Source organism: Mycobacteriales bacterium, assembly GCA_035995165.1.
In the GTDB taxonomy this organism is placed as follows: domain Bacteria; phylum Actinomycetota; class Actinomycetes; order Mycobacteriales; family CADCTP01; genus CADCTP01.
The window spans coordinates 22,706-41,321 of record DASYKU010000105.1; the positions used below are offsets into that span (position 1 = coordinate 22,706).

The following is an 18,616-nucleotide window of genomic DNA, read 5'->3' on the forward strand; positions in this document are numbered from 1 at the left end:
CGCGGGGTCAGCGGACCGGGAGGGGAAGGCCCGGGGCGTCGACCCGCTGGTCGAGGCAGGAGACCTTGCCGGTGCCGGCGACCTCGCCGCCGGTGTTGGGGAAGTTGTCCCGGCGGGCGCCGTCGGAGCTGGTGGTGCAGAACTGCTTGCCGAGGAACACCGGGCTGGTGGGGAACTCCAGCGGGCCGTCGTTGCGCCGGCTGGTGGCCGGGTCGACGGGGTTGCGGAAGAACTCGGTGACCGTGTTGTGGGTGTCGACGACCGCGACGGTGTTGCGCTCGTTCGCGTCGACCCAGACCCGGCCGGCGGCGTCGAGCGCGATGCCGTCCGCGCCCTCCAGCGCCGGGTGCTCGACCAGCACGTTGCTCAGGCAGAGCGTGTCGGCGGTGAACGTGGTGTCGCAGCCGACCGGGCTGGTGATCCGGCCGCGGCTGTCGACGCGGATCCTCCAGAGCGCGCCGCGGGCGGTGTCGGCGACGATCATGTCGCCGTCGCGGGTGAAGACGATGCCGTTGGCGACGATGTTCTGCGCGGCGGGCGTGTTGGGGTCGACGCCCTGCAGGCCGCCGTTCTGCCGGCCGACGCCGATGGAGTTGGCCATCGGCTGCACCCGGAACGCCTCGGTCGCGGTGCCGCCGCGCGGGCCGACCCGGTAGACGACGCCCTGCGCGTTGCCGCCGTCGCTGGCCCACAGCGCGCCGGTGCGGTCGAACGCGATGCCGTTGGCGCCGCCGACCCCGGTGGCGAAGAGGGTCGCCGCCGTCGACGCGGAGCCGGGCTTCAGCACGAAGATCTGGTCGTTGGTGGGCGCGTTGCCGCCGGTGACGTACACCCGGCCGTCGCGGCCGAGCGCGATGCCGCTGGGCGAGCACGGGCCGGGGACGAACCCGATCTGCGCCGCGCGGGCGGTCGCGGTCGCGATCTTCCAGACCGCGCACGGGCCGGTGCCGACGCCGCGCTCGGCGACGAAGACGTTGCTGCGGTTGTCGCTGGTGAGTCCCTCGATGCCGTTGGCCGGCGTGAAGATCGTGGTCCAGGTCGCGTTCCGGATCGGGGCGGGCGAGCTCTGTCCTGACGCCGCCGGGGTGCTGCCGTCGCTGCCGCCGCCCTGCGACCAGCCGGCGACAGCGCCGGCGGTCGTGGTGGCCGCGGCGACGAGCAGTACTGCCGCGCGCTGCTTCAGGCCCACAGGTACCTCCTCCATTGGAGACCAAAGGTCTGTCTGCGGGTACGCCAAGCGGCCGAGTCCGGTTCACTCCCGTCGGTCCCGGGCCGGCCGGACAGGATCTGTCGCAGCGATGCTCTACCTGGTCACGGCCGGTGGCACGGTGCCCGCTCACCTGAGTACGGTGCCCGGTGTGGAACGGCCGGAGTGGGCTCCTGTGGGGATTGACCTGGATCGCCCGTCGGCGGCCCGGGTATACGACTTCTATCTGGGCGGGTTCCACAACTTCGCCGCAGATCGGGAGATGGGCCGCCAGGCCGTACAGATGTGGCCGGACCTGCCCGAGATCATGCAGGCCAACCGCGGCTTCCTGCGCCGCGCCGTCGAGTTCCTGGCCGGCGCGGGCGTCCGCCGGTTCCTCGACCTGGGTTCGGGCATCCCGACAGTCGGCAACGTGCACGAGGTCGCGCAGCGGGTCGCCCCCGGCAGCCAGGTCGTCTACGTCGACAACGACCCGGTCGCGGTCGAGCACTCGCGGGCCATCCTGGCCGGCGACCCGAGCACGACCGTCGTCCAGGCCGACCTGCGAGACCCGGACTCCGTGCTGGCCCGGCCGGCGGTGCAAGAACTGCTCGACGGCAATGAGCCGGTCGCGGTGCTGATGGTCGCGGTGCTGCACTTCGTACCGGACGAGGCGGACCCGGCCGCGCTGGTGGCCCGGTTCCGGGACGCCTCCCCGCCGGGCAGCTACCTCGCGCTCTCGCACGCGACCGCCGGCGAGCAGGCCGACCGCGCGGCCGAGCACCGCAGCCTCTACCAGCGCACCGCCACCCCGATGACCATGCGGTCGCGGGAGCAGGTCATGAACTTCTTCGACGGGTACGCGCTGGCCGAGCCGGGCGTGGTCTACCTGCCGCAGTGGCGGCCCGAGCCCGGCACGCCCGGGGTGGACCGACCGGAACGGATGACGGGCCTGGCCGGGGTGGGGCACAAGCCGTGAGCCGCGGGTGACCGGGCGGGCGGACTTCGCCGGGGCCTGGGCGGACGCGCTCGAGGGCACCAGCTTCGTCGCCCTCGACCGGCAGGAGCTGGAGCAGCTCGCGCTGCGGCTGACCGACCTGCTCGACACCACCGCCGACCCCGGCCGGACCGGCGAGCGGATCGGGTACGCGCTGGTCGACGCGCACTTCACCGGTCCCGCCGCGCTGGAGCGGACGATCACGCTGCTGACCCGGGCCGAGGACACGGTCCCGGCCGCGCTGCCCGGCGCGATCGCAGCCGGCTACATCCGGGCGCTGCTCAGCGTCGTCCTGACCGAGCAGGAGCAGATCCGGCAGGCCGCGCTGCACGCCCGGGACCGGGCCGAGTCGGCGCTGGAGGCCAGCGAGGCCCGCTTCGGGGCGGTGTTCGCCGACGCGGCCGTCGGGATCGGCATCGGCGACGTCGCCGGCCACATCCTGGACGTCAACCCGGCGCTGGCCGAGATGCTCGGCTACCCGCCGGAGGAGTTCCGCCGCCGTACGGTCTCCGACTTCCTGCACCCCGACGACGCCGCCTCGGTCTGGGAGGACTACAGCGCGCTGATCGAGGGCCGGAAGGAGTCCTTCCGTACGGAGAAGCGCTTCTTCCGGGCCGACGGCGGCACGATCTGGACCCAGCTCACCGTCTCGCTGATCCGCGACGGCGACGGCAACCCCACGTTCCAGGCCGCGATCATCGAGGACGTCACCGACCGGCACCGGCTGACCGAGCAGCTCGCGTACGAGGCCAGCCACGACCCGCTGACCGACCTGCCGAACCGGGCGCTGTTCCTCACCCGGCTGGCCGAGGCGCTGGCCGACCCGGCGCCGGACGCGCGGGTCGGGCTCTGCCTGCTCGACCTGGACAGCTTCAAGGTCATCAACGACTCGCTCGGGCACACCGTCGGCGACAAGCTGCTCACCGCGGTGGCGGACCGGCTCGCCGACGCGGTCACCGGCGGGGGGCTGGTCGCCCGGCTGGGCGGGGACGAGTTCGTGGTGCTGACCCGGCGGGCCGAGCCGGCCCAGCTCGGCACGCTGGCCCGCAACCTGCACGCCGCCGTGGCCGCGCCGCTGGACATCGAGGGCTACCAGCTGGCCGTCACCGCCAGCATCGGCGCGGTCGAGGCGCCGGCCGGGAACACCACCACGCCGGCGGACCTGATCCGGGCCGCCGACATCACCCTGCAGCAGGCGAAGGCCGAGGGTCGCGGCCGGGTCGTCTTCCACGACCCGGACCGCAACGCCACCCAGCTGACCCTCTACACGCTGGCCGCGACGCTGCCCGGCGCGCTCGACCGGGGCGAGTTCACGCTGCTCTACCAGCCGCTGGTCCGCCTCGCCGACGCCTCGCTGCTCGGCGTGGAAGCCCTGCTGCGCTGGGAGCACCCGCGGTTCGGCACGCTCGGCCCGGACCACTTCATCGGCCTGGCCGAGCAGACCGGCGCGATCCTGCCGCTGGGACGGTGGATCCTGGCCGAGGCCTGCCGGACCGCGGCCGCGTACGCCGACGCACTGCCGGACCTGCTGCTCAGCGTCAACATCGCGGTACGGCAGCTGCAGCACCCCGGGCTCGTCGACGACGTGACCCGCGCGCTGGCCGACAGCGGCCTGCCCGCGCACCGGCTGCAGCTCGAGGTGACGGAGCACGCTGTCATGTCCGCCGACCCGGACGGGCCGCCGGCGGCGCTGCGCAAGCTGGCGGAGCTCGGCGTACGGATCGCGATCGACGACTTCGGCACCGGCTACTCCAACCTGGCGTACCTTCGGCGGCTGCCGGTGCACGACCTCAAGCTGGCCGGCGAGTTCCTGGACGGGCTGCGCGATCCCGAGCACGCCGACCCGGCCGACCTGCACCTGGTCACCACGCTCATCCACCTCGCCCACGGCCTCGACCTCACGGTGACGGCGGAGGCGGTGGAGACCGAGGCCCAGGCGAACTTCCTGCGCGAGCTCGGCGCCGACACGGCCCAGGGCTGGTACTACGGCCGGCCCACCCGGCTGGCCGATATCGCAGGCCGGTAGGCGGCTCCCCCGGTGCGGTCCGTGCGCCATGATCACGCGGTCACAGTCAAGTCTTGGAGGCACAGGCGATGGGTGCAGACCACCAGGGATACCTGCCGGGGCGCCGGGCGGTGATCGCGGCCGGGCTGGCGGCGGCCGGCGCGGCGGTGCTGCCGGCGACGTCCGCGTTCGCCGCACCCGGACCGTCGGGCTCGTCGGGCTCGTCCGGCCGCCGGATCCCCGACGGTTACGGGAAGGTCGATCCGCGGACGGCCGACCGCGTGCCGCTGACGCTCTCGCTGCGCACCGGGGTGCCGCTGTTCCCGGGCGACCCGGCGTTCACGTTCGAGATCTTCGCCGACACCCGGACGCCGGCGCACGACGACGGCGGCTTCCTGCTCGAGCACATCACCAGCCTCGGTACGCACACGGCCAGCCACATCTCCGCGCCGGTGCACTTCATCATCGGCGGCAAGCGGCTGAACCAGCTCAACGAGGACTTCACCCTCATGCCGCTGGCCGTGCTCGATGTCCGGGCCCGGATCAAGGCCGAGGGGCCGGACTTCCTCGTCCGCCGCGCCGACCTGCTGACGTACGAGCGGCGGCACGGCCGCATCCCGGCCGGCGGCTGCGTCCTCCTGCTGACCGGGTACGCGCCGCTGTTCAACCAGGGCAACGGCGAGGACTCGCCGTACATCACCACGCCCGCGCCCGGGTTCGCCGGCGACGCGGTGGACTGGCTGTTCGGCGCCCGCCGGATCATCGCGACCGGCTCGGACACGCTCGGGCCGGACGCGACCATGGACCTCGCGCTGCAGGCGACCACCCGCACGCTCTTCCACGGCGGCATCACGCTGGAGAACGTCGGGACGCAGCTGCCGCGGATGCGGCCGCACGGCGACTGGATCGCCGTGAACGGCAACCGGCCGGCGTTCAGCGGTTTCCAGATGGGGTTCACCGGCTTCACCGTCCCCCGCAGCTGACCGCTCCGGCCGCGCTGCTTCCGGAGCGGCGCGGCCGGCGGCGGGTGCGCGGCGCGGCCGGCGGCGGCGGGTGCGTGGCGCGGCCGGCGGCGCGATCGGCGGCGCGTCAGCTGGAGCGGCGCGGCGCGACGGCCGCCAACGAAGGCTCGGCCGGTACGTGCGGTGCGGTCAGCCGGAGCCGGTCCACCGGCTCCGGCCGGCCGAAGAAGTAGCCCTGCCCGAGATCGCAGCCGAGCCGGGTCAGGTCCACGGCCTGCTCGTGGGTCTCGATGCCCTCGCCGACCACCAGCATGCCGAGCGTCCGGGAGATCGAGACGACCGACCGCCGCAGGGCACCGCCCCGGTCCGGGTCGCCGGCGGTGACGGCCAGCGTCCGGTCCAGCTTGACCAGGTCGATCGGCAGCACGTGCAGGGTGGCGAGCGTGCCGTAGCCGGTGCCGAAGTCGTCCAGCGCCAGCCGGACGCCGCGGTCCCGCAGCCGCTGCAGGATCGGCAGCGCCGCGGTGACGTCCGGGACCATGCTGGTCTCGGTGATCTCCAGGACCAGCGCGGCCGCGGGCAGCCCGTGCCGGGCCAGCGAGGCCTGCACGGCGAGCTCCAGCTCGGGGTCGGCCAGCCGGGTCGCGGAGACGTTCACGTGCACCGCCAGCGGGATCCGGCTGCGGACCCGGAGCGCCGCGATGTCGCGGCAGGCCCGGTCCAGCACGTGGTTGTCGAGCGTGCTGATCAGCCCGGTGCGCTCGGCCGCGGCGACGAAGACGTCCGGCGGCACCGCCCCGCGCTCGGCATCGTTCCACCGGGCCAGCGCCTCCACCGCGACCGTGGTCCCGTCCGACAGGCGGACGATCGGCTGGTAGACCACGTCGATCTCGCCCCGGCGCAGCGCGTCCCCGAGCCGGGTCGGCAGCGCGGGGTCGTCCAGCAGCGAGATCAGGCCGGGTTCGTAGCTGACGACGGCGCCGCCGCCGCGCCGCTTGGCCGCGTACATGGCCGCGTCGGCGCGGCGGAGCAGCAGCTCGGCCGAGACGGTGACGTCGTGCCCGTCGGGGACGACCAGGCCGACGCTGGCCCGGACGTACCGGACCTGGCCCTCCAGCGGGAACGCCTGCGCCAGCGTCTCGCAGACCTTCGCGGCGACGTCGGCCGGGTCGAGATCGCTCTCCACCAGTACCGCGAACTCGTCCCCGCCCAGCCGCGCGACCGTGTCCGCCGCCGGTACGCACCCCCGCAGCCGCCGCCCGACCTGCTGCAGCAGCGCGTCCCCGGCGGCGTGCCCGAGCGTGTCGTTGACGATCTTGAAGTCGTCCAGGTCGACGAAGAGCAGGCCCAGCGGCCGCTGCTCGTCCCGGTGCACGTCGGCCGCGTGCGCGAGCCGGTCGCCGAACAGGGCCCGGTTCGGCAGCCCGGTCAGCGGGTCGTGGAAGGCCTGGTACGCCAGCTCCTCCTGGCCCCGCTGCACCCGTTGCAGCAGGGTGGTGTTCTCCCGCAGCGTGATGAACTGCCGGGTCACCACGAGCGCGACGACGAGCAGCCCGAGGTAGATCTCGAACCGGTCGAACGTCCGGTCCCGCGCCGTCTGCACCAGCAGCAGGACGCCGACCGCGCCCAACGGCAGGTACGGCACGAGCAGGTGCCACCGCATCCCGGCCGGCCGCGCCGCCCGGCCGCGATTCCGCGCGGTCATCGTGACCGGCGCGAGCGCGGCCAGCGCGACGACGAACGGCCCGGCCACGAAGCCGATGTCGCCGACCGGCGGGATGTCCTCCGCCCCCGACGCGACCAGGTAGGCGAACACGCTGTCCGACACCGAGATCGCCAGCAGCCCGACGACCAACAGGGTCAGCTGCGGTCGCCGCTCGATCCGGCGCAGCGTCAGCGCGAGCATCGTGATGACGACCAGGACCAGGTCCGAGACCGGGTACGCGATGGCGACCGCGAACGCCAGCGGCGTCGGCGCCCCGGCCCGGACCACGGCCGAGATCGCGGTCGCCCAGGCCAGGATGCTCATCGAGCCGACGATGACCAGCGCGTCCAGCAGCAGCACCGGCCGGGACCGGCCGCCCTCCCGCGGACCCGCCGGCCGCCGGCCGGCGGAGACCAGCGCCAGCAGAGCGGGCAGCGCGAACACCGGCAGTATCAGGTAGCCGACGTCGGCCGGCGACGGCGACGGGATCGGGTCGAGGCTGATCACCTGCCCCCAGCTCCAGTACGCTTGCCCGCCGCTCCAGCCGGCGAAGCCCGCGGCCAGCAGGAGCCGCCACCGCCGCTCGGCCCCGGTCGCCCGGAGCCCGGTCACCCCGGCCGCGATCGCCGCGGCGAGCCCGCCGGCGAGCTGACCGAGGTCGTTGACGGCGCTGGACGCCCGCGCGGAGAGCATCCCGGACGCGCCCAGCAGGACCACTACACCGACGACCGTGGCGAAGACCGCGGACGCGATTCGGAAGCGCCGCACCCGCCCTCCCTCGGCGTCCAGCCATACCCGCATGTGTCTCAGCGGGGCGGGCCACTGATGCTACTGGACCCTGAGCGTCCCGAGGAGCATCTGGACCCGATCTCGGATCTCGTCCCGGACGGTGCGGACGACCTCGATCGACTGGCCGGCCGGGTCGGTGAGGTCCCAGTCCTCGTACCGCTTTCCCGGAAAGACCGGGCAGGTGTCGCCGCAGCCCATCGTGATCACGACGTCGGCGGCCCGGACCGCATCGGTGCCGAGCTTCTTCGGCTGCTCGTGCGCTATGTCGATGCCGACCTCGGCCATGGCGGCGACGGCGACCGGGTTGACCTGCTCGGCCGGTACGGACCCGGCCGACCGGACCTCGACCCGGCCTGCGCTCAGTCGCGTGAGCCAGCCGGCGGCCATCTGCGAGCGGCCGGCGTTGTGGACGCAGACGAACAGCACCATCACGGCTTGACCGCCCGGACGACCGCGGCGTACATCCCGGGCGTGACCTCGTGGGTGCCGGTCACCGACGCGCCGGTGAAGCCGGCCGCGGTCAGCCCGTCGACGTACTCGGTCCGGCTCAGGGCGCCGGCGATGCACCCGACCCAGCTGCCGCGCTCGGCCCGCTCGGCCGAGGTCAGCTCGTCGTCGGCCACGACGTCCGAGATCCCGATCCGGCCGCCGGGCGCGAGCACCCGGAACATCTCGGCCAGCACGGCCGGCTTGTCCTCGGACAGGTTGACCACGCAGTTGGAGATCACCACGTCGACGGCGGCGTCCGGCAGCGGGATCGCCTCGATCGGGCCGCGCAGGAACTCCACGTTGCCGACGCCCGCCCGCTCCGCGTTGGCCCGGGCGAGGGCGAGCATCTCGTCGGTCATGTCGAGCCCGTACGCGCGTCCGGCCGGGCCGACCCGCCGGGCCGACAGCAGCACGTCGATGCCGCCGCCGGAACCGAGATCCAGCACGCGCTCGCCCTGTTGCAGGTCGGCCACCGCGACCGGGTTCCCGCAGCCGAGGCTCGCGTTCACCGCCTCCGCCGGGAGCTCGCCCTGCTCGGTCTCGCTGTAGAGGCCCGGCGACGGCCCGCAGCAGCGCTCCCCGGTCGCGGCCGCCGCGTACCGTGCCCGGACCTGCTCGCGCAGCTCACCCATCGATGCTCCTCACATAGACGCGGATCGATACGTACGACCCTGACGTACGTATCGATGGCTGTCAATGTGTGCGATGCTGAGGAGGTGCCGACCCGCGCCCTGCCGGTCCTCGACGGCTGCTGCTCGCCGGACGTGGAACCCCCGCTCGCTGCGGACGCGGCCGAACGCCTGGCCGCGACGCTGAAGGCCGTCGCCGAGCCGACCCGCCTCCGCCTGCTTTCCCTCGTCGCCGCCCACCTCGGCCAGGAAGCCTGCATCTGCGATCTCACGTCGCCCGTCGGCCTCACCCAGCCCACGGTCTCCCACCACATGAAGGTCCTCACCGATGCCGGCCTCCTGGAACGCGACCAACGCGGCAAGTGGGCCTACTACCGCCTCGTCCCCGGCGCCCTCGACACCCTGGCTGCATCTCTGGCGGCCACCGGCTCTCCCTGATCAGCTCCGCTCACGGTGAGATCGGGGTGCCATCCCGCCGGCGGGTCCGCACCGACCAGTCCGTCGACGGCCTCCCGGAGCAGGTCGGCGTGCCCGGCGTGCCGGCCGTACTCCTCGATCAGATCGCACAGCAGCCGCCGGAGGCTGAGGTGCTGCTCGCGGTGCGCGAGATGGACGGGCTGATCGAGCCCGCCGTCGGCCAGGGCCTCGCCGAGCAGCGCTCGCGACCGCGCGATCGTGCCGTCCCAGAGTGCGTACAGCTCCGCGGGTTCGTCATCGGCGGCGGACGTGAAGTCCCAGTCGGGATCGTCCTTCCACGGCGCGGTGTCCCACGGCGCACTGCGCGGCGCCCCACTCAGCTTGGGTCCGAACAACTCGTCCTCGGCCCGCGCCAGATGCTTCAGCAGACTCCCCAACGTCAGCGACGAAGCACCGATCCTCGTTCCCAGCCCCGCTGCATCGAGCCCGTCCGCCTTCCACCGGAACGTGGTCCGCACCCGGTCGAGCGCCCCCACGATCTGCTCGACCTCGGTCCCGGCCGCCGGCGACACCTCGTTGTCGTTCACGCCGCAAGAGGCTAGATCCCATCCCGGACACTCCCCGTCCGCAACCGACCGGCGAACTCAGCCATGCCGCCGACGACGAGATCGCCCGCGCCCGGCGTCGGCTCCCCGCTTTCGGCGGATGCCATCTCGTCGGCGGATCCTCGCCGACCAGCACGTCGACCGCCTCACGGGGGCAGATCCGCGTGTCCCCGGACTCCAGGATCAGATCGCACCAGCTGAAGCGCCCGGCCCCCGCGAGAACGTCGCCGCCTGTCGCGGGCGGCGGCCATCGGCGCTCGACCCGAACCACTCGGAGTCGTAATTACCACCACCAGTAGTACGGCATTTCCGAGGTAACGGCGCCGCGCCGGCGTTCGTGGTCAGTGGCCTGCGGGCCGACCCGGTGCGCAGGTCGGAGCGGGGGGTGCACGTGCTCGGTGGAGTACCGCAGCAGTCGCCGTGGGGCGTTCGGGACGATCACGACCGGTGCCCGCACCGGGTATCGACGGCGACGGTGTGGCAGGCGGAATTATCCGATGGGGCACCCTCAATCGCGGGGGACAACTTTGGTGCTGGAACTCGCGTCTAGTCGGCATCGGAGCGCGTCAGGCGCTCCCGACCCGATGGGGGTTCCGATGAGAGGTCTTGGTTCGGTACGGCGTTCCCTGCTGGTGGCAGTCGCCGTCGGCTCGGCCGCTCCGGTGCTGGTCGGGACGGCGGCTGCCGATCCCGGTCCGGGCGTCGCGGCGGCTGGGTCCAGGGCGTGCACGTGGTCTGCGGCGGCGTTGCCGCAGGTGCCGGACGCGTTCTCCGGCTACGTCCGCGGCACCGACGGGCACCGTACCTTCGCCGGCCAGTCGGGGGACCAGCCGGTGCTGTGGCGCGACGGCCACCTGATCGTGCTGGGCCCGTCCGGAGCGGCTGAGGACGTCAACCGGCGAGGCGAGGCCGTCGGCGCGACCGCGGACAGCGGGCACGCGCTGCTCTGGCGGGGGGCGACTCAGATCCCGCTCGCGGAGCCGGAGGGCTTTGCCTCGTCGACGGCGACGGCGATCAACGACGCCGGACTGATCGTGGGGTACGGCAGCGGTCCGGAAACCGGCGGCGCGCAGGGACTGGTCTGGCGCGCGGACGCACCTGACCAGGTGCGCGTCCTCCCGGGGCCCGGCGGCGGGTCGGTGTTCCTCGCCGACGTGAACCGACGCGGCGTGATCGTCGGCACCGAGATCGCCGGGTCCAGTCTGAGGAGCAACGCCGTCATCGGCACGCTGCGCTCAGGCTTGCGCGCGCTGCCCACCACGCCCGGAGCGACGGAGTCCAGCGCGGCGGCGATCGCCGGGAACTACGTGGTCGGCACCGACTCCTCCGGTCCGGTTCGCTGGTACCGCGACCGTCCCGAACGACTGCCCGGCGGCGGCAACCCCCAGGCCGTGAACGGCCACGGCCTGGCCGCCGGCTACCACGGCCCGCCGGAGACTGCGTACGTCTGGCAGCACAGCGTCCGGGTCGACCTGCCCGGATTGGTGCCGGACGCGCTCAGGGGCGCGACCGCGGTCGGCGACGGCGGCCAGGTCGCCGGCTTCAGCTCGGTGGGCGAGGAGGACGAGCTGCACGGGATCCGGTACGAGCCGACCGTGTGGAACTGCCGCTGACGCCTCGCCTGGTGGTCTCGGACCTTCCAGTCCGGGACCACCAGGCCGGACCGAGCCTTCGACCAGACACCGAAGAGACACGAGCCCACCCCTCCGTCGTGGGCCGAGACGCGGCAGGATGGCGCGGGGTGGTGGCGGTCGGTATTGGGCGGCCGCGTGCGCAGCGGCCGGTCGCGAAGAGCGGGTGGTCCAGGCCGCGACGCTCGGCGAGCTGCTCGACGCGATCCGCGGTAGCGCTCCCCCTGGACCGCGGGCCGACATGCCTTCTGCCGCTACGGCGCTGGCGTGGCCAGGGCGAGGGCGGCAACGGCTGCGAGCGTCAAGCGGTCGCTCTATCGCTGCGGAACCTCGACCACGACATTGGTTGACTTCACGGCCGCGATGGCCACGACACGGCGTCCGAAGCCGGGTCGCACGGTGCGCCGGTCGATGCCGTCCGCCCGAAGGTTCGCAACCGTACAGATCAACTGCTCGATGGCGGACAGACGGAGGCGCCTCCACCTGACAACCTCCGTGGAGTCACCAGTCCGATGGCCGCGCTGGAAACCCGGTACGACCTCAGCACCGAGACGGTGGGATTCCGGTCAGCGTGGCGCCAGTCCGGAAGGAATCCCTCCATGACCCGCCTCACCTCCCGCCTCGCCGCGGCCGTCGTCGTCACGGCGCTGATCGGCGGAGCACTCGCGCTCACCGCCGCGCCGGCCGGGGCAACGCCGACCTCCGGCGTCGTCACCGCCTGGGGTGCGAACACATTCGGACAGGCGGGCCTCCCGGCCGCCGCCCAGTCCGACGTCACCGCCATCTCCGCCGGATTCAACTTCGGGCTGGCCCTCAAGACCAACGGCTCGGTGGTCGCCTGGGGTGACAACTCCGAAGGAGCCACGAGCGTCCCGGCCGCGGCCGGCTCCGGCGTCGTCGCCATCGACGCCGAGCAAATCCAAGCGATCGCGCTGAAGGCCGACGGCTCGGTGGTGAGCTGGGGCCACACGTCCAACACGCCGGCCAATGTGGCCGGTGCCACGCAGATCGCCGCGTTCGGTGTCGGTGGTCTGGCCCTGATGCCCGACCACACCATCCGCACCTGGGGATACAACAGCCCGGCCATCCCGGCCGCCCTGCAGGGTCACACGGTGGGCATCGACGCCGGCAACAGCTTCGTCGTCGCGCTGACCGACACCGGATCGGTGGTGGCCTTCGCCGCTGGTCCATCGATCGCTGCGGGTACGGTTCCGGACGCCGCGAAGTCCGGCGTGCGGAAGGTCGTCGCCGGAGGCGACAGTGCCGCGGCGCTCAAGGACGACGGCTCCGTGGTGGCCTGGGGCGCGAACTTCGATCCGACGCCCGCCGCGGCGACGTCCGGTGTCGTCGACCTGACGGTCTCCGACGGTCTCGTGGTCGCGCTGAAGTCCGACGGCACCCTGGTGCCCTGGACATCGGTCGGCTACTACTACTACACCGACGTACGCACCATCCCGCCCGCGGCCGGCTACAAGGTCAGCGATCTGGCCTCCGGTATGTCGTTTGCGATGACTCTCCACCAGCCGGAGGCGGCACCGACGGTGACCACGCAGCCGGCGGCGACGACCGTCACGTCCGGCCGGACCGCGTCCCTCAGCGCGGCGGCGGACGGCTTCCCGACCCCGACCGCAAAGTGGCAGCGCGCTTCCGCCGGCAGCGACTCGTTCACCGACATCCCGGGCGCCACGACGACCAGCTACACCACCGGCACGCTGACCACCGCCGACAGCGGCGTCCGCTACCGGGCCGTGTTCACCAACTCGCTGGGGACGACGACCAGCCAGGCCGCGGCCATGACCGTCAGCGCCGCCGCGCCGACGGTGACCACGCAGCCGGCGGCGGCGACCGTCACGTCCGGCAGCACCGCCTCGCTCACCGCGGCCGCCACCGGCGACCCGACGCCGACCGTGAAATGGCAGCGGGCCGCATCCGGCAGTGACTCGTTCACCGACATCCCCGGCGCCACCGGCTCGTCCTACACCACCGGCACCCTCACCACCGCCGACGGCGGCGCCCGCTACCGCGCCGTCTTCAGCAACGCCGGCGGCACCGCGACCAGCAACCCCGCGGCCGTGACCGTGAACGCCGCCGCTCCGACGGTGACGCGGCAGCCGGACAACACGTACCGCGTGGCGGGCGACTCGGCGGTGTTCACCGCGGCCGGCGCCGGCGACCCGGCCCCGACCGTGAAGTGGCAGCGGGCGAACCCCGGCAGCGACGAGTTCACCGACATCCCGGGCGCGACCGCCAGCACGTACACCACCGGTGCGCTGAGCAACGCCGACGGCTACAGCCGCTACCGGGCGGTGTTCACCAACTCGGCCGGCTCGGTGACCTCCAGCCCGGCGACGCTGTTCCTCGAAGTCGCGACGCCGGCGCCGCCGATGGTGGAGGCACCGAACGCGGCGGTCAACCAGCCGTACCTGTTCACGATCCCGGTCACCGGGGTGCTCGACCCGACGGTGACGAAGACCAGCGGAACCCTGCCGCCGGGCCTGAGCCTGAGCGCGAACGGCACGCTGAGCGGCACCCCGACCACGGCCGGGAACTGGCAGTTCGCCGTGACCACCAACGGCAGCCCGTCGACGGCCAACGTGCGGATCGCCGTGCAGCCGGGGCCGACCATCGCCGGCACCGCACCTGACGGTCAGGTCAGCTACCAGTACCAGTGGATTCCGACCCTGACCGGCCGGCCCACGCTGACGGTGTCCGCGGGCGCCCTGCCCGACGGGGTGCGGATCAGCAACAACCAGCTGCTCACCGGCGTGCCGACCAGGTCGGGCGCGTTCACCTTCACGCTGCAGGCCGACAACGGGTACGGCACCCCGGCGACCCTCACCCGGACGGTCACCATCAAGCAGGGCCCGGGCATCTCGCTGCCGCTCTCCGGGGAGCTGCCCCGCGGCACCGTCGGCACGCCGTACGCGTTCCAGTTCAACACCACCGGCTACCCGGCCCCGACCGTGACGATCGCGTCCGGCACGCTGCCGACCGGCCTGTCCATCGACGCCACCGGCAAGATCACCGGCACCCCGACCAAGGCGGCCCTGTTCGGCTTCACGGTCAAGGCGAGCAACGGCGCCGTCCAGGATTCCTCCACGTACGCGACGATCGCGGTCAACGAGCCGAGCCCGGCCGCGACCATCACCGGCGCGCCTCCGGCGGCGGTCCGCAACGCCGACTACAGCTACATCTTCACGCTGGGCGGCAACCCCACCCCGACCGTCACCCGGACCAGCGGAACCCTTCCGCCCGGCCTGACCCTGACCGGCGCGACGCTGGCCGGCCAGCCCACCCAGAACGGCACCTACACCTTCACGCTGACCGCCTCCAACCAGTACGGCACCGCCGACCTGCCGGTCACCATGATCGTCGGCACCGCCCCGGTGATCGGCGCCGACGCCCCGACCGGCACCGTCGGCGCGGCGTACGCCTTCACCTATCCGGTCACCGCGTCCCCGGACGCGAGCGTCACGGTCACGGGCACGCCTCCGGCCGGACTGGACGTGTCGAGCGGGATCGTGTCCGGCACGCCGACCAAGGCCGGCGTCTACACGTACACCGTCACGGCGACCAACCAGTTCGGCACGGCCTCCAGGACCCAGCAGGTGACCGTCGATCCGGCCACCGCCGGTCAGGCGAAGGTGAGCACCCCGCCCGCCTCCGTCCAGCCCGGCGCCTGGGAGAGCGACGACACCATCCGGGTGTTCGGGGAGAAGACCAACCAGGTCCTCTCCGCCGACCTGACCGTCGGCGGGGTCACGATCCCGGCCGGCACCAAGGTCAACAGCTACTACGTGCACGCCGACGCCGTCGGCAACGCCAACACCGATCACCCCTTCAGCGGCTCGGTCAGCTTCGGCACCAAGGTCCTCGGCGTCGCCACCAGCACCGCCGGCCTGCAGGCCACTGCGCCAGCCTTCGGGGTGCCCGGCACCACCTACTCCACCAGCGCCGACCAGGGCCTGGAGTACAACGACACCGCCACGCTCAGCACCCAGAGCACGGTGTCGATGAGCTTCCACGGCTACAACACGGCCGACGCTATCCGGATCATCACCCTCGCTCCCTGACCCAACCAACACACCACCGGGAGGGCGTTCACACGAACGCCCTCCCGGTCGGTGTCCCGGGCAATCGGGCGCACTCAGCGCGGCACCCCGGAAGACGGCGGACGCGACGTCGGCACGGTGAGCACACCGGAGAGGCCGGGCGCGGGTACGACCGGACCCTCGGGGTCTCGCTCGATGCCCTGCTGGACGGTGCGCCGTGACGGGCCGGGGCTTGTCGGCAGTGGAGCAGGAGCACCTGGCGGTGCTGCGGGTCACGGCGTTGGCGGCGGATCCAGCGGAGGTGAAGATGTCCGCTCGCCGGGTGGACGTTCTGGCGGTGCTGGCGCTCGTGGATCGGCTTTCGGGCCTGTCCAGGGTGGACACGCTGACGGTCATCCGAGACTCGCACGTCTCGATGGTGCTGCGGGCCGGGTCGGTGACGGTCGATCAGCGGTTCATCGCCCGCGGTACAGGCGATGCCCAGTGAGCGGGGAGGAGGCCGGCGGGGAGCGCTCGTATCTGCGGTTGGTGAGTCGCCGCGTCCGGTCGCAGCGGGTGCTGGCCGGGATCACGCAGGACGAGCTGGCGGAGCGGGCCGGCATGTCTCGGGTGACGCTCGGATCGATCGAGCGGGGCGATCACGGGGCGTCCGTGCTGACCTACCTGAAGGTGGCACGGGCACTCGGGGTGCCTATGGGCACGCTGCTGGACGAGGAGAACCGGCGATGACCGGCAACCCGGATGCACCGGCAGCCAGCGCGGCGCTGCCAGCCGGCCAAGGCGAGGCGCTGTTCTTGCGGGCGCTGGGCAAGCGGGTGCGGCTGCTCCGCCGGCTGCGGGAGCTGTCGCAGGAAGAGCTGGCGCAGGCGGCCGGGATGTCGCGCAGCTTCGTGAGCCTGATCGAGAAGGGCACTCACGGCGTCGATGTCGTCCGCCTGTGGCGGCTGGCCGCGGTCCTGGACGTGTCGCTGCTCGAGCTGGTCGACGTGCAGGCATGAGCAAGCCGGCCGGGCTGGGCGCAACCGTCGCGCCGTTGCGCCCAGTTCGGACCGGGCATCGACCACGACAGCACGAAAGGATGGGATGATGACCGCGGAGAGAATGGAGGCGGTGATGGCCGCGAGCAACGCACACTTGCCGGAGCAGACGGGCGACCACCTCTCGCTGGACGAGCTGGCTCGCCGGCAGGGCGTCCACCCGATCAAGTCCGTAGCCGAGCTGGTCCGCTACGACGTCTTTGAGTCCGACGAAGAGGTGGACGAGTTCATCGCGTTCACCTACGCCCAGCGCCGCGCCGACATCGCGTGAGCCGGCCGACCCTCTACAGCCCGTACGTTGCGATCGACACGGATGTCGCATCTCTTGCGTTCCGCGACCGCCTACCGGCCGGCCTGGCCGCACGCCTCGCCGGCCACACGCTGTGCGTGTCCTTCGTGACCGTCGCCGAGCTGACCGTGTGGGCCGAGGTCCGCCACTGGGGCACCCGCAACCGCACCAACCTGCACGACTGGCTCGGCACCTTCGTACGGCTCCCCTACGACGACGACGTCGCCACCACCTGGGGCCACATCCAAGCCGCCGCCATCCTGCGCGGCCGTACCCGGCCGGCGAACGACACCTGGATCGCCGCCTGCTGCCTCCAACGAGGCATCCCCCTCGCCACCCGCAACATCAAGGACTACACCGACTTCGCCAACCACGACGGTCTATCCCTGATCACCGAGTAGATGCCGGCCGCATAGCCGAGAACACCGCCTTGCAAACCTCCGCGGCCGATGGCGTCGGCTGTTGTTCGGTTCGATGATGTGTGTTGTCAGGCGGTGGCCATGCCGGCTGGTGTCGTCCTGTCGGGACGGGTGCCATGCCTGTTGCTGACTTTCTGCTGACGACACCTGGGAGCTTGCCCTTTGTGAGTTCAATCCCGGGCCCTCCGCTCGCCGTTGATCTCCTCGGACGGGCCTTGCCGGCGGGGCTATGCAACCCTCCTGGCATGGCCACGCCCATCGCCGTGCCGGTCCTAGTTGCCGCCGACGTACGCCTGCGCCCTTTCCGACGTGACGATGCGGATTGGGTGTACTACGTCTCGCTCGACCCCGAGCTTCGCCGCTGGCTCTCCCTGCCCGACCCCTACTCCCGCTCGCACGCGCGGTTCTTCATCGACCGGATCGCCCTCACAACCGCACGTGACGGTCGTGGAGCCGACTTCGCGGTCGAGGATCGGAAGACCGAGATCGGGCTCGGCTGGGTCGGCCTCCACCGCTCGAGTGGCGACGAGATCTCCTGCGGATTCTGGCTGGCGGCCGACGCCCGGAGGCAGGGTCTCATGACCCAGGCACTTCGGGCCGCCTGCCGGTGGGCCCTAACCCCGGTGCCGGACGGCCTCGGAGCCAGCGCGGTGTACTGGGAGGCTCACGTGGGCAACCACGCGTCGCTGACAGTGGTGAAGCGCGTCGGCTTCACCGTCGTCGCCGGGACCGTGCCCGGACGCAACGGTCCGAAATGGGCCGGACGCCTCCGAACTGATGATCTCCGTACGGCACATTGAGCCTTTTCCAACCTCAGGTTCGGGTGGCGGTCTCGAGGGTGAGGACGGCGGCGACGAGGTTGGTGCCGCGTTGCGGGCAGCAGCGCAGCCGGTGGAGCAGGCGCCAGGCTTTGAGGGTGGCTGGTCCGCGTTCGCCGGGCGCGCGGAGCCGGGCGTGGCTGGTGTTGACCGCGGCCTGACCGGTGGCGAGGTTCCGGCCCCGGAACGGGACGCGGATGGTGCCGCGGGCGCCCTGGTAGCCGCGGTCGGCCAGGACCGGGATGTCGTAGCCGGTCAGGGCGTGGACCAGCCCGTGCCGGCGGGCGGCTTTCAGGTCGTGCACCGAGCCCGGTAGTGCTGGGCTGGCCCAGATCAGCCGGCCGGCGGGATCGGTGAGGACCTGCACGTTCACCCCGTGCCGCTGGTGTTTGCCGGAGTAGTACGGCCGGTCGGCCTTGGCGCGCATGCCGACCCGGTCGATCGCGATCAGCGTGCCGTCCAGGACGACGTAGGCCTTGCCCTGGGCGGTCTGCACCGCGGCGGCCAGGCCGGGTGCGTGCGCCGCCAGCAGGTCGACGAGTTCGGTGACGTACCGCCAGACCGTGGCCACTCCGACGCCGAACCC

Annotated in this window: 18 protein-coding genes; 12 read left to right on the forward strand and 6 right to left on the reverse strand. The window is 72.6% G+C overall.

Features of this window, described 5'->3' with window-relative positions:
- Nucleotides 1–7: 7 nt before the first annotated feature.
- Nucleotides 8–1,189: an SMP-30/gluconolactonase/LRE family protein gene (locus tag VGP36_17835; GenBank protein HEV7656577.1), complete on the reverse strand. Its 1,182-nt coding sequence runs from the start codon at nucleotides 1,187–1,189 to the stop codon at nucleotides 8–10.
- A gap of 169 nt (nucleotides 1,190–1,358) precedes the next feature.
- On the opposite strand from VGP36_17835, the gene VGP36_17840 reads away from it, so the two are divergent.
- From VGP36_17840 to VGP36_17850, 3 genes are all read left to right on the forward strand, one after another.
- Nucleotides 1,359–2,165 (forward strand): SAM-dependent methyltransferase, encoded by an 807-nt coding sequence (locus VGP36_17840; GenBank protein ID HEV7656578.1) that lies wholly within the window; start codon nucleotides 1,359–1,361, stop codon nucleotides 2,163–2,165.
- A gap of 7 nt (nucleotides 2,166–2,172) precedes the next feature.
- Nucleotides 2,173–4,209 carry an EAL domain-containing protein gene (locus VGP36_17845; protein ID HEV7656579.1) on the forward strand — a complete coding sequence of 679 codons (2,037 nt, stop codon included), beginning with the start codon at nucleotides 2,173–2,175 and terminating at the stop codon, nucleotides 4,207–4,209.
- 68 nt (nucleotides 4,210–4,277) lie between these two features.
- The gene (locus tag VGP36_17850; protein HEV7656580.1) at nucleotides 4,278–5,171 is read left to right on the forward strand and encodes a cyclase family protein; all 894 of its coding nucleotides are present in this window, start codon (nucleotides 4,278–4,280) and stop codon (nucleotides 5,169–5,171) included.
- A gap of 106 nt (nucleotides 5,172–5,277) precedes the next feature.
- On the opposite strand, the gene VGP36_17855 is transcribed toward VGP36_17850, so the two are convergent.
- The 3 genes from VGP36_17855 to arsM are packed head-to-tail and all read right to left on the reverse strand — an operon-like array spanning nucleotide 5,278 to nucleotide 8,765.
- Nucleotides 5,278–7,623: a bifunctional diguanylate cyclase/phosphodiesterase gene (locus VGP36_17855; protein ID HEV7656581.1), complete on the reverse strand. Its 2,346-nt coding sequence runs from the start codon at nucleotides 7,621–7,623 to the stop codon at nucleotides 5,278–5,280.
- A 60-nt stretch (nucleotides 7,624–7,683) separates the two neighbouring features.
- On the reverse strand, nucleotides 7,684–8,073 hold the full coding sequence (locus VGP36_17860) for an arsenate reductase ArsC (protein ID HEV7656582.1): 390 nt from the start codon (nucleotides 8,071–8,073) through the stop codon (nucleotides 7,684–7,686).
- Nucleotides 8,073–8,765: an arsenite methyltransferase gene (gene arsM / locus VGP36_17865; GenBank protein HEV7656583.1), complete on the reverse strand. Its 693-nt coding sequence runs from the start codon at nucleotides 8,763–8,765 to the stop codon at nucleotides 8,073–8,075. The genes VGP36_17860 and arsM overlap by 1 nt, the downstream gene beginning before the upstream one ends.
- A gap of 54 nt (nucleotides 8,766–8,819) precedes the next feature.
- On the opposite strand from arsM, the gene VGP36_17870 reads away from it, so the two are divergent.
- Nucleotides 8,820–9,200, forward strand: a complete 381-nt coding sequence (locus tag VGP36_17870; protein ID HEV7656584.1) for a metalloregulator ArsR/SmtB family transcription factor — start codon at nucleotides 8,820–8,822, stop codon at nucleotides 9,198–9,200.
- Here the strand turns inward: VGP36_17870 and VGP36_17875 are convergent.
- On the reverse strand, nucleotides 9,134–9,766 hold the full coding sequence (locus tag VGP36_17875) for a DUF664 domain-containing protein (protein HEV7656585.1): 633 nt from the start codon (nucleotides 9,764–9,766) through the stop codon (nucleotides 9,134–9,136). The genes VGP36_17870 and VGP36_17875 overlap by 67 nt on opposite strands.
- 650 nt (nucleotides 9,767–10,416) lie before the next feature.
- Here VGP36_17875 and VGP36_17880 point away from each other — a divergent pair.
- From VGP36_17880 to VGP36_17915, 8 genes are all read left to right on the forward strand, one after another.
- Nucleotides 10,417–11,397: a hypothetical protein gene (locus VGP36_17880; GenBank protein HEV7656586.1), complete on the forward strand. Its 981-nt coding sequence runs from the start codon at nucleotides 10,417–10,419 to the stop codon at nucleotides 11,395–11,397.
- Between the two features lie 617 nt (nucleotides 11,398–12,014).
- Nucleotides 12,015–15,488 (forward strand): putative Ig domain-containing protein, encoded by a 3,474-nt coding sequence (locus tag VGP36_17885; protein ID HEV7656587.1) that lies wholly within the window; start codon nucleotides 12,015–12,017, stop codon nucleotides 15,486–15,488.
- A 220-nt stretch (nucleotides 15,489–15,708) separates the two neighbouring features.
- Nucleotides 15,709–15,954 carry a hypothetical protein gene (locus tag VGP36_17890; protein ID HEV7656588.1) on the forward strand — a complete coding sequence of 82 codons (246 nt, stop codon included), beginning with the start codon at nucleotides 15,709–15,711 and terminating at the stop codon, nucleotides 15,952–15,954.
- The gene (locus VGP36_17895; GenBank protein HEV7656589.1) at nucleotides 15,951–16,196 is read left to right on the forward strand and encodes a helix-turn-helix transcriptional regulator; all 246 of its coding nucleotides are present in this window, start codon (nucleotides 15,951–15,953) and stop codon (nucleotides 16,194–16,196) included. The genes VGP36_17890 and VGP36_17895 overlap by 4 nt, the downstream gene beginning before the upstream one ends.
- A complete protein-coding gene (locus VGP36_17900) occupies nucleotides 16,193–16,465 on the forward strand; it encodes a helix-turn-helix transcriptional regulator (protein ID HEV7656590.1) in 273 nt (90 codons plus the stop codon). The genes VGP36_17895 and VGP36_17900 overlap by 4 nt, the downstream gene beginning before the upstream one ends.
- An 88-nt stretch (nucleotides 16,466–16,553) precedes the next feature.
- Nucleotides 16,554–16,775: a hypothetical protein gene (locus VGP36_17905; GenBank protein ID HEV7656591.1), complete on the forward strand. Its 222-nt coding sequence runs from the start codon at nucleotides 16,554–16,556 to the stop codon at nucleotides 16,773–16,775.
- Nucleotides 16,772–17,194, forward strand: a complete 423-nt coding sequence (locus VGP36_17910; GenBank protein ID HEV7656592.1) for a type II toxin-antitoxin system VapC family toxin — start codon at nucleotides 16,772–16,774, stop codon at nucleotides 17,192–17,194. Before VGP36_17905 ends, VGP36_17910 begins: the two co-directional genes overlap by 4 nt.
- 263 nt (nucleotides 17,195–17,457) lie before the next feature.
- Nucleotides 17,458–18,012 (forward strand): GNAT family N-acetyltransferase, encoded by a 555-nt coding sequence (locus tag VGP36_17915; GenBank protein HEV7656593.1) that lies wholly within the window; start codon nucleotides 17,458–17,460, stop codon nucleotides 18,010–18,012.
- A 13-nt stretch (nucleotides 18,013–18,025) separates the two neighbouring features.
- Here the strand turns inward: VGP36_17915 and VGP36_17920 are convergent.
- The coding region (locus VGP36_17920) for a transposase family protein (GenBank protein HEV7656594.1) at nucleotides 18,026–18,616 on the reverse strand (591 nt) is incomplete at its 5' end.

Coding starts and splice junctions, on each gene's coding strand:
- arsM (HEV7656583.1), bottom strand. CDS start 8,765: ATGGGTGAGCTGCGCGAGCAGGTCCGGGCACGGTACGCGGCGGCCGCG.
- VGP36_17860 (HEV7656582.1), bottom strand. CDS start 8,073: ATGGTGCTGTTCGTCTGCGTCCACAACGCCGGCCGCTCGCAGATGGCC.
- VGP36_17915 (HEV7656593.1), top strand. CDS start 17,458: ATGGCCACGCCCATCGCCGTGCCGGTCCTAGTTGCCGCCGACGTACGC.
- VGP36_17885 (HEV7656587.1), top strand. CDS start 12,015: ATGACCCGCCTCACCTCCCGCCTCGCCGCGGCCGTCGTCGTCACGGCG.
- VGP36_17905 (HEV7656591.1), top strand. CDS start 16,554: ATGACCGCGGAGAGAATGGAGGCGGTGATGGCCGCGAGCAACGCACAC.
- VGP36_17870 (HEV7656584.1), top strand. CDS start 8,820: ATGGCTGTCAATGTGTGCGATGCTGAGGAGGTGCCGACCCGCGCCCTG.
- VGP36_17850 (HEV7656580.1), top strand. CDS start 4,278: ATGGGTGCAGACCACCAGGGATACCTGCCGGGGCGCCGGGCGGTGATC.
- VGP36_17900 (HEV7656590.1), top strand. CDS start 16,193: ATGACCGGCAACCCGGATGCACCGGCAGCCAGCGCGGCGCTGCCAGCC.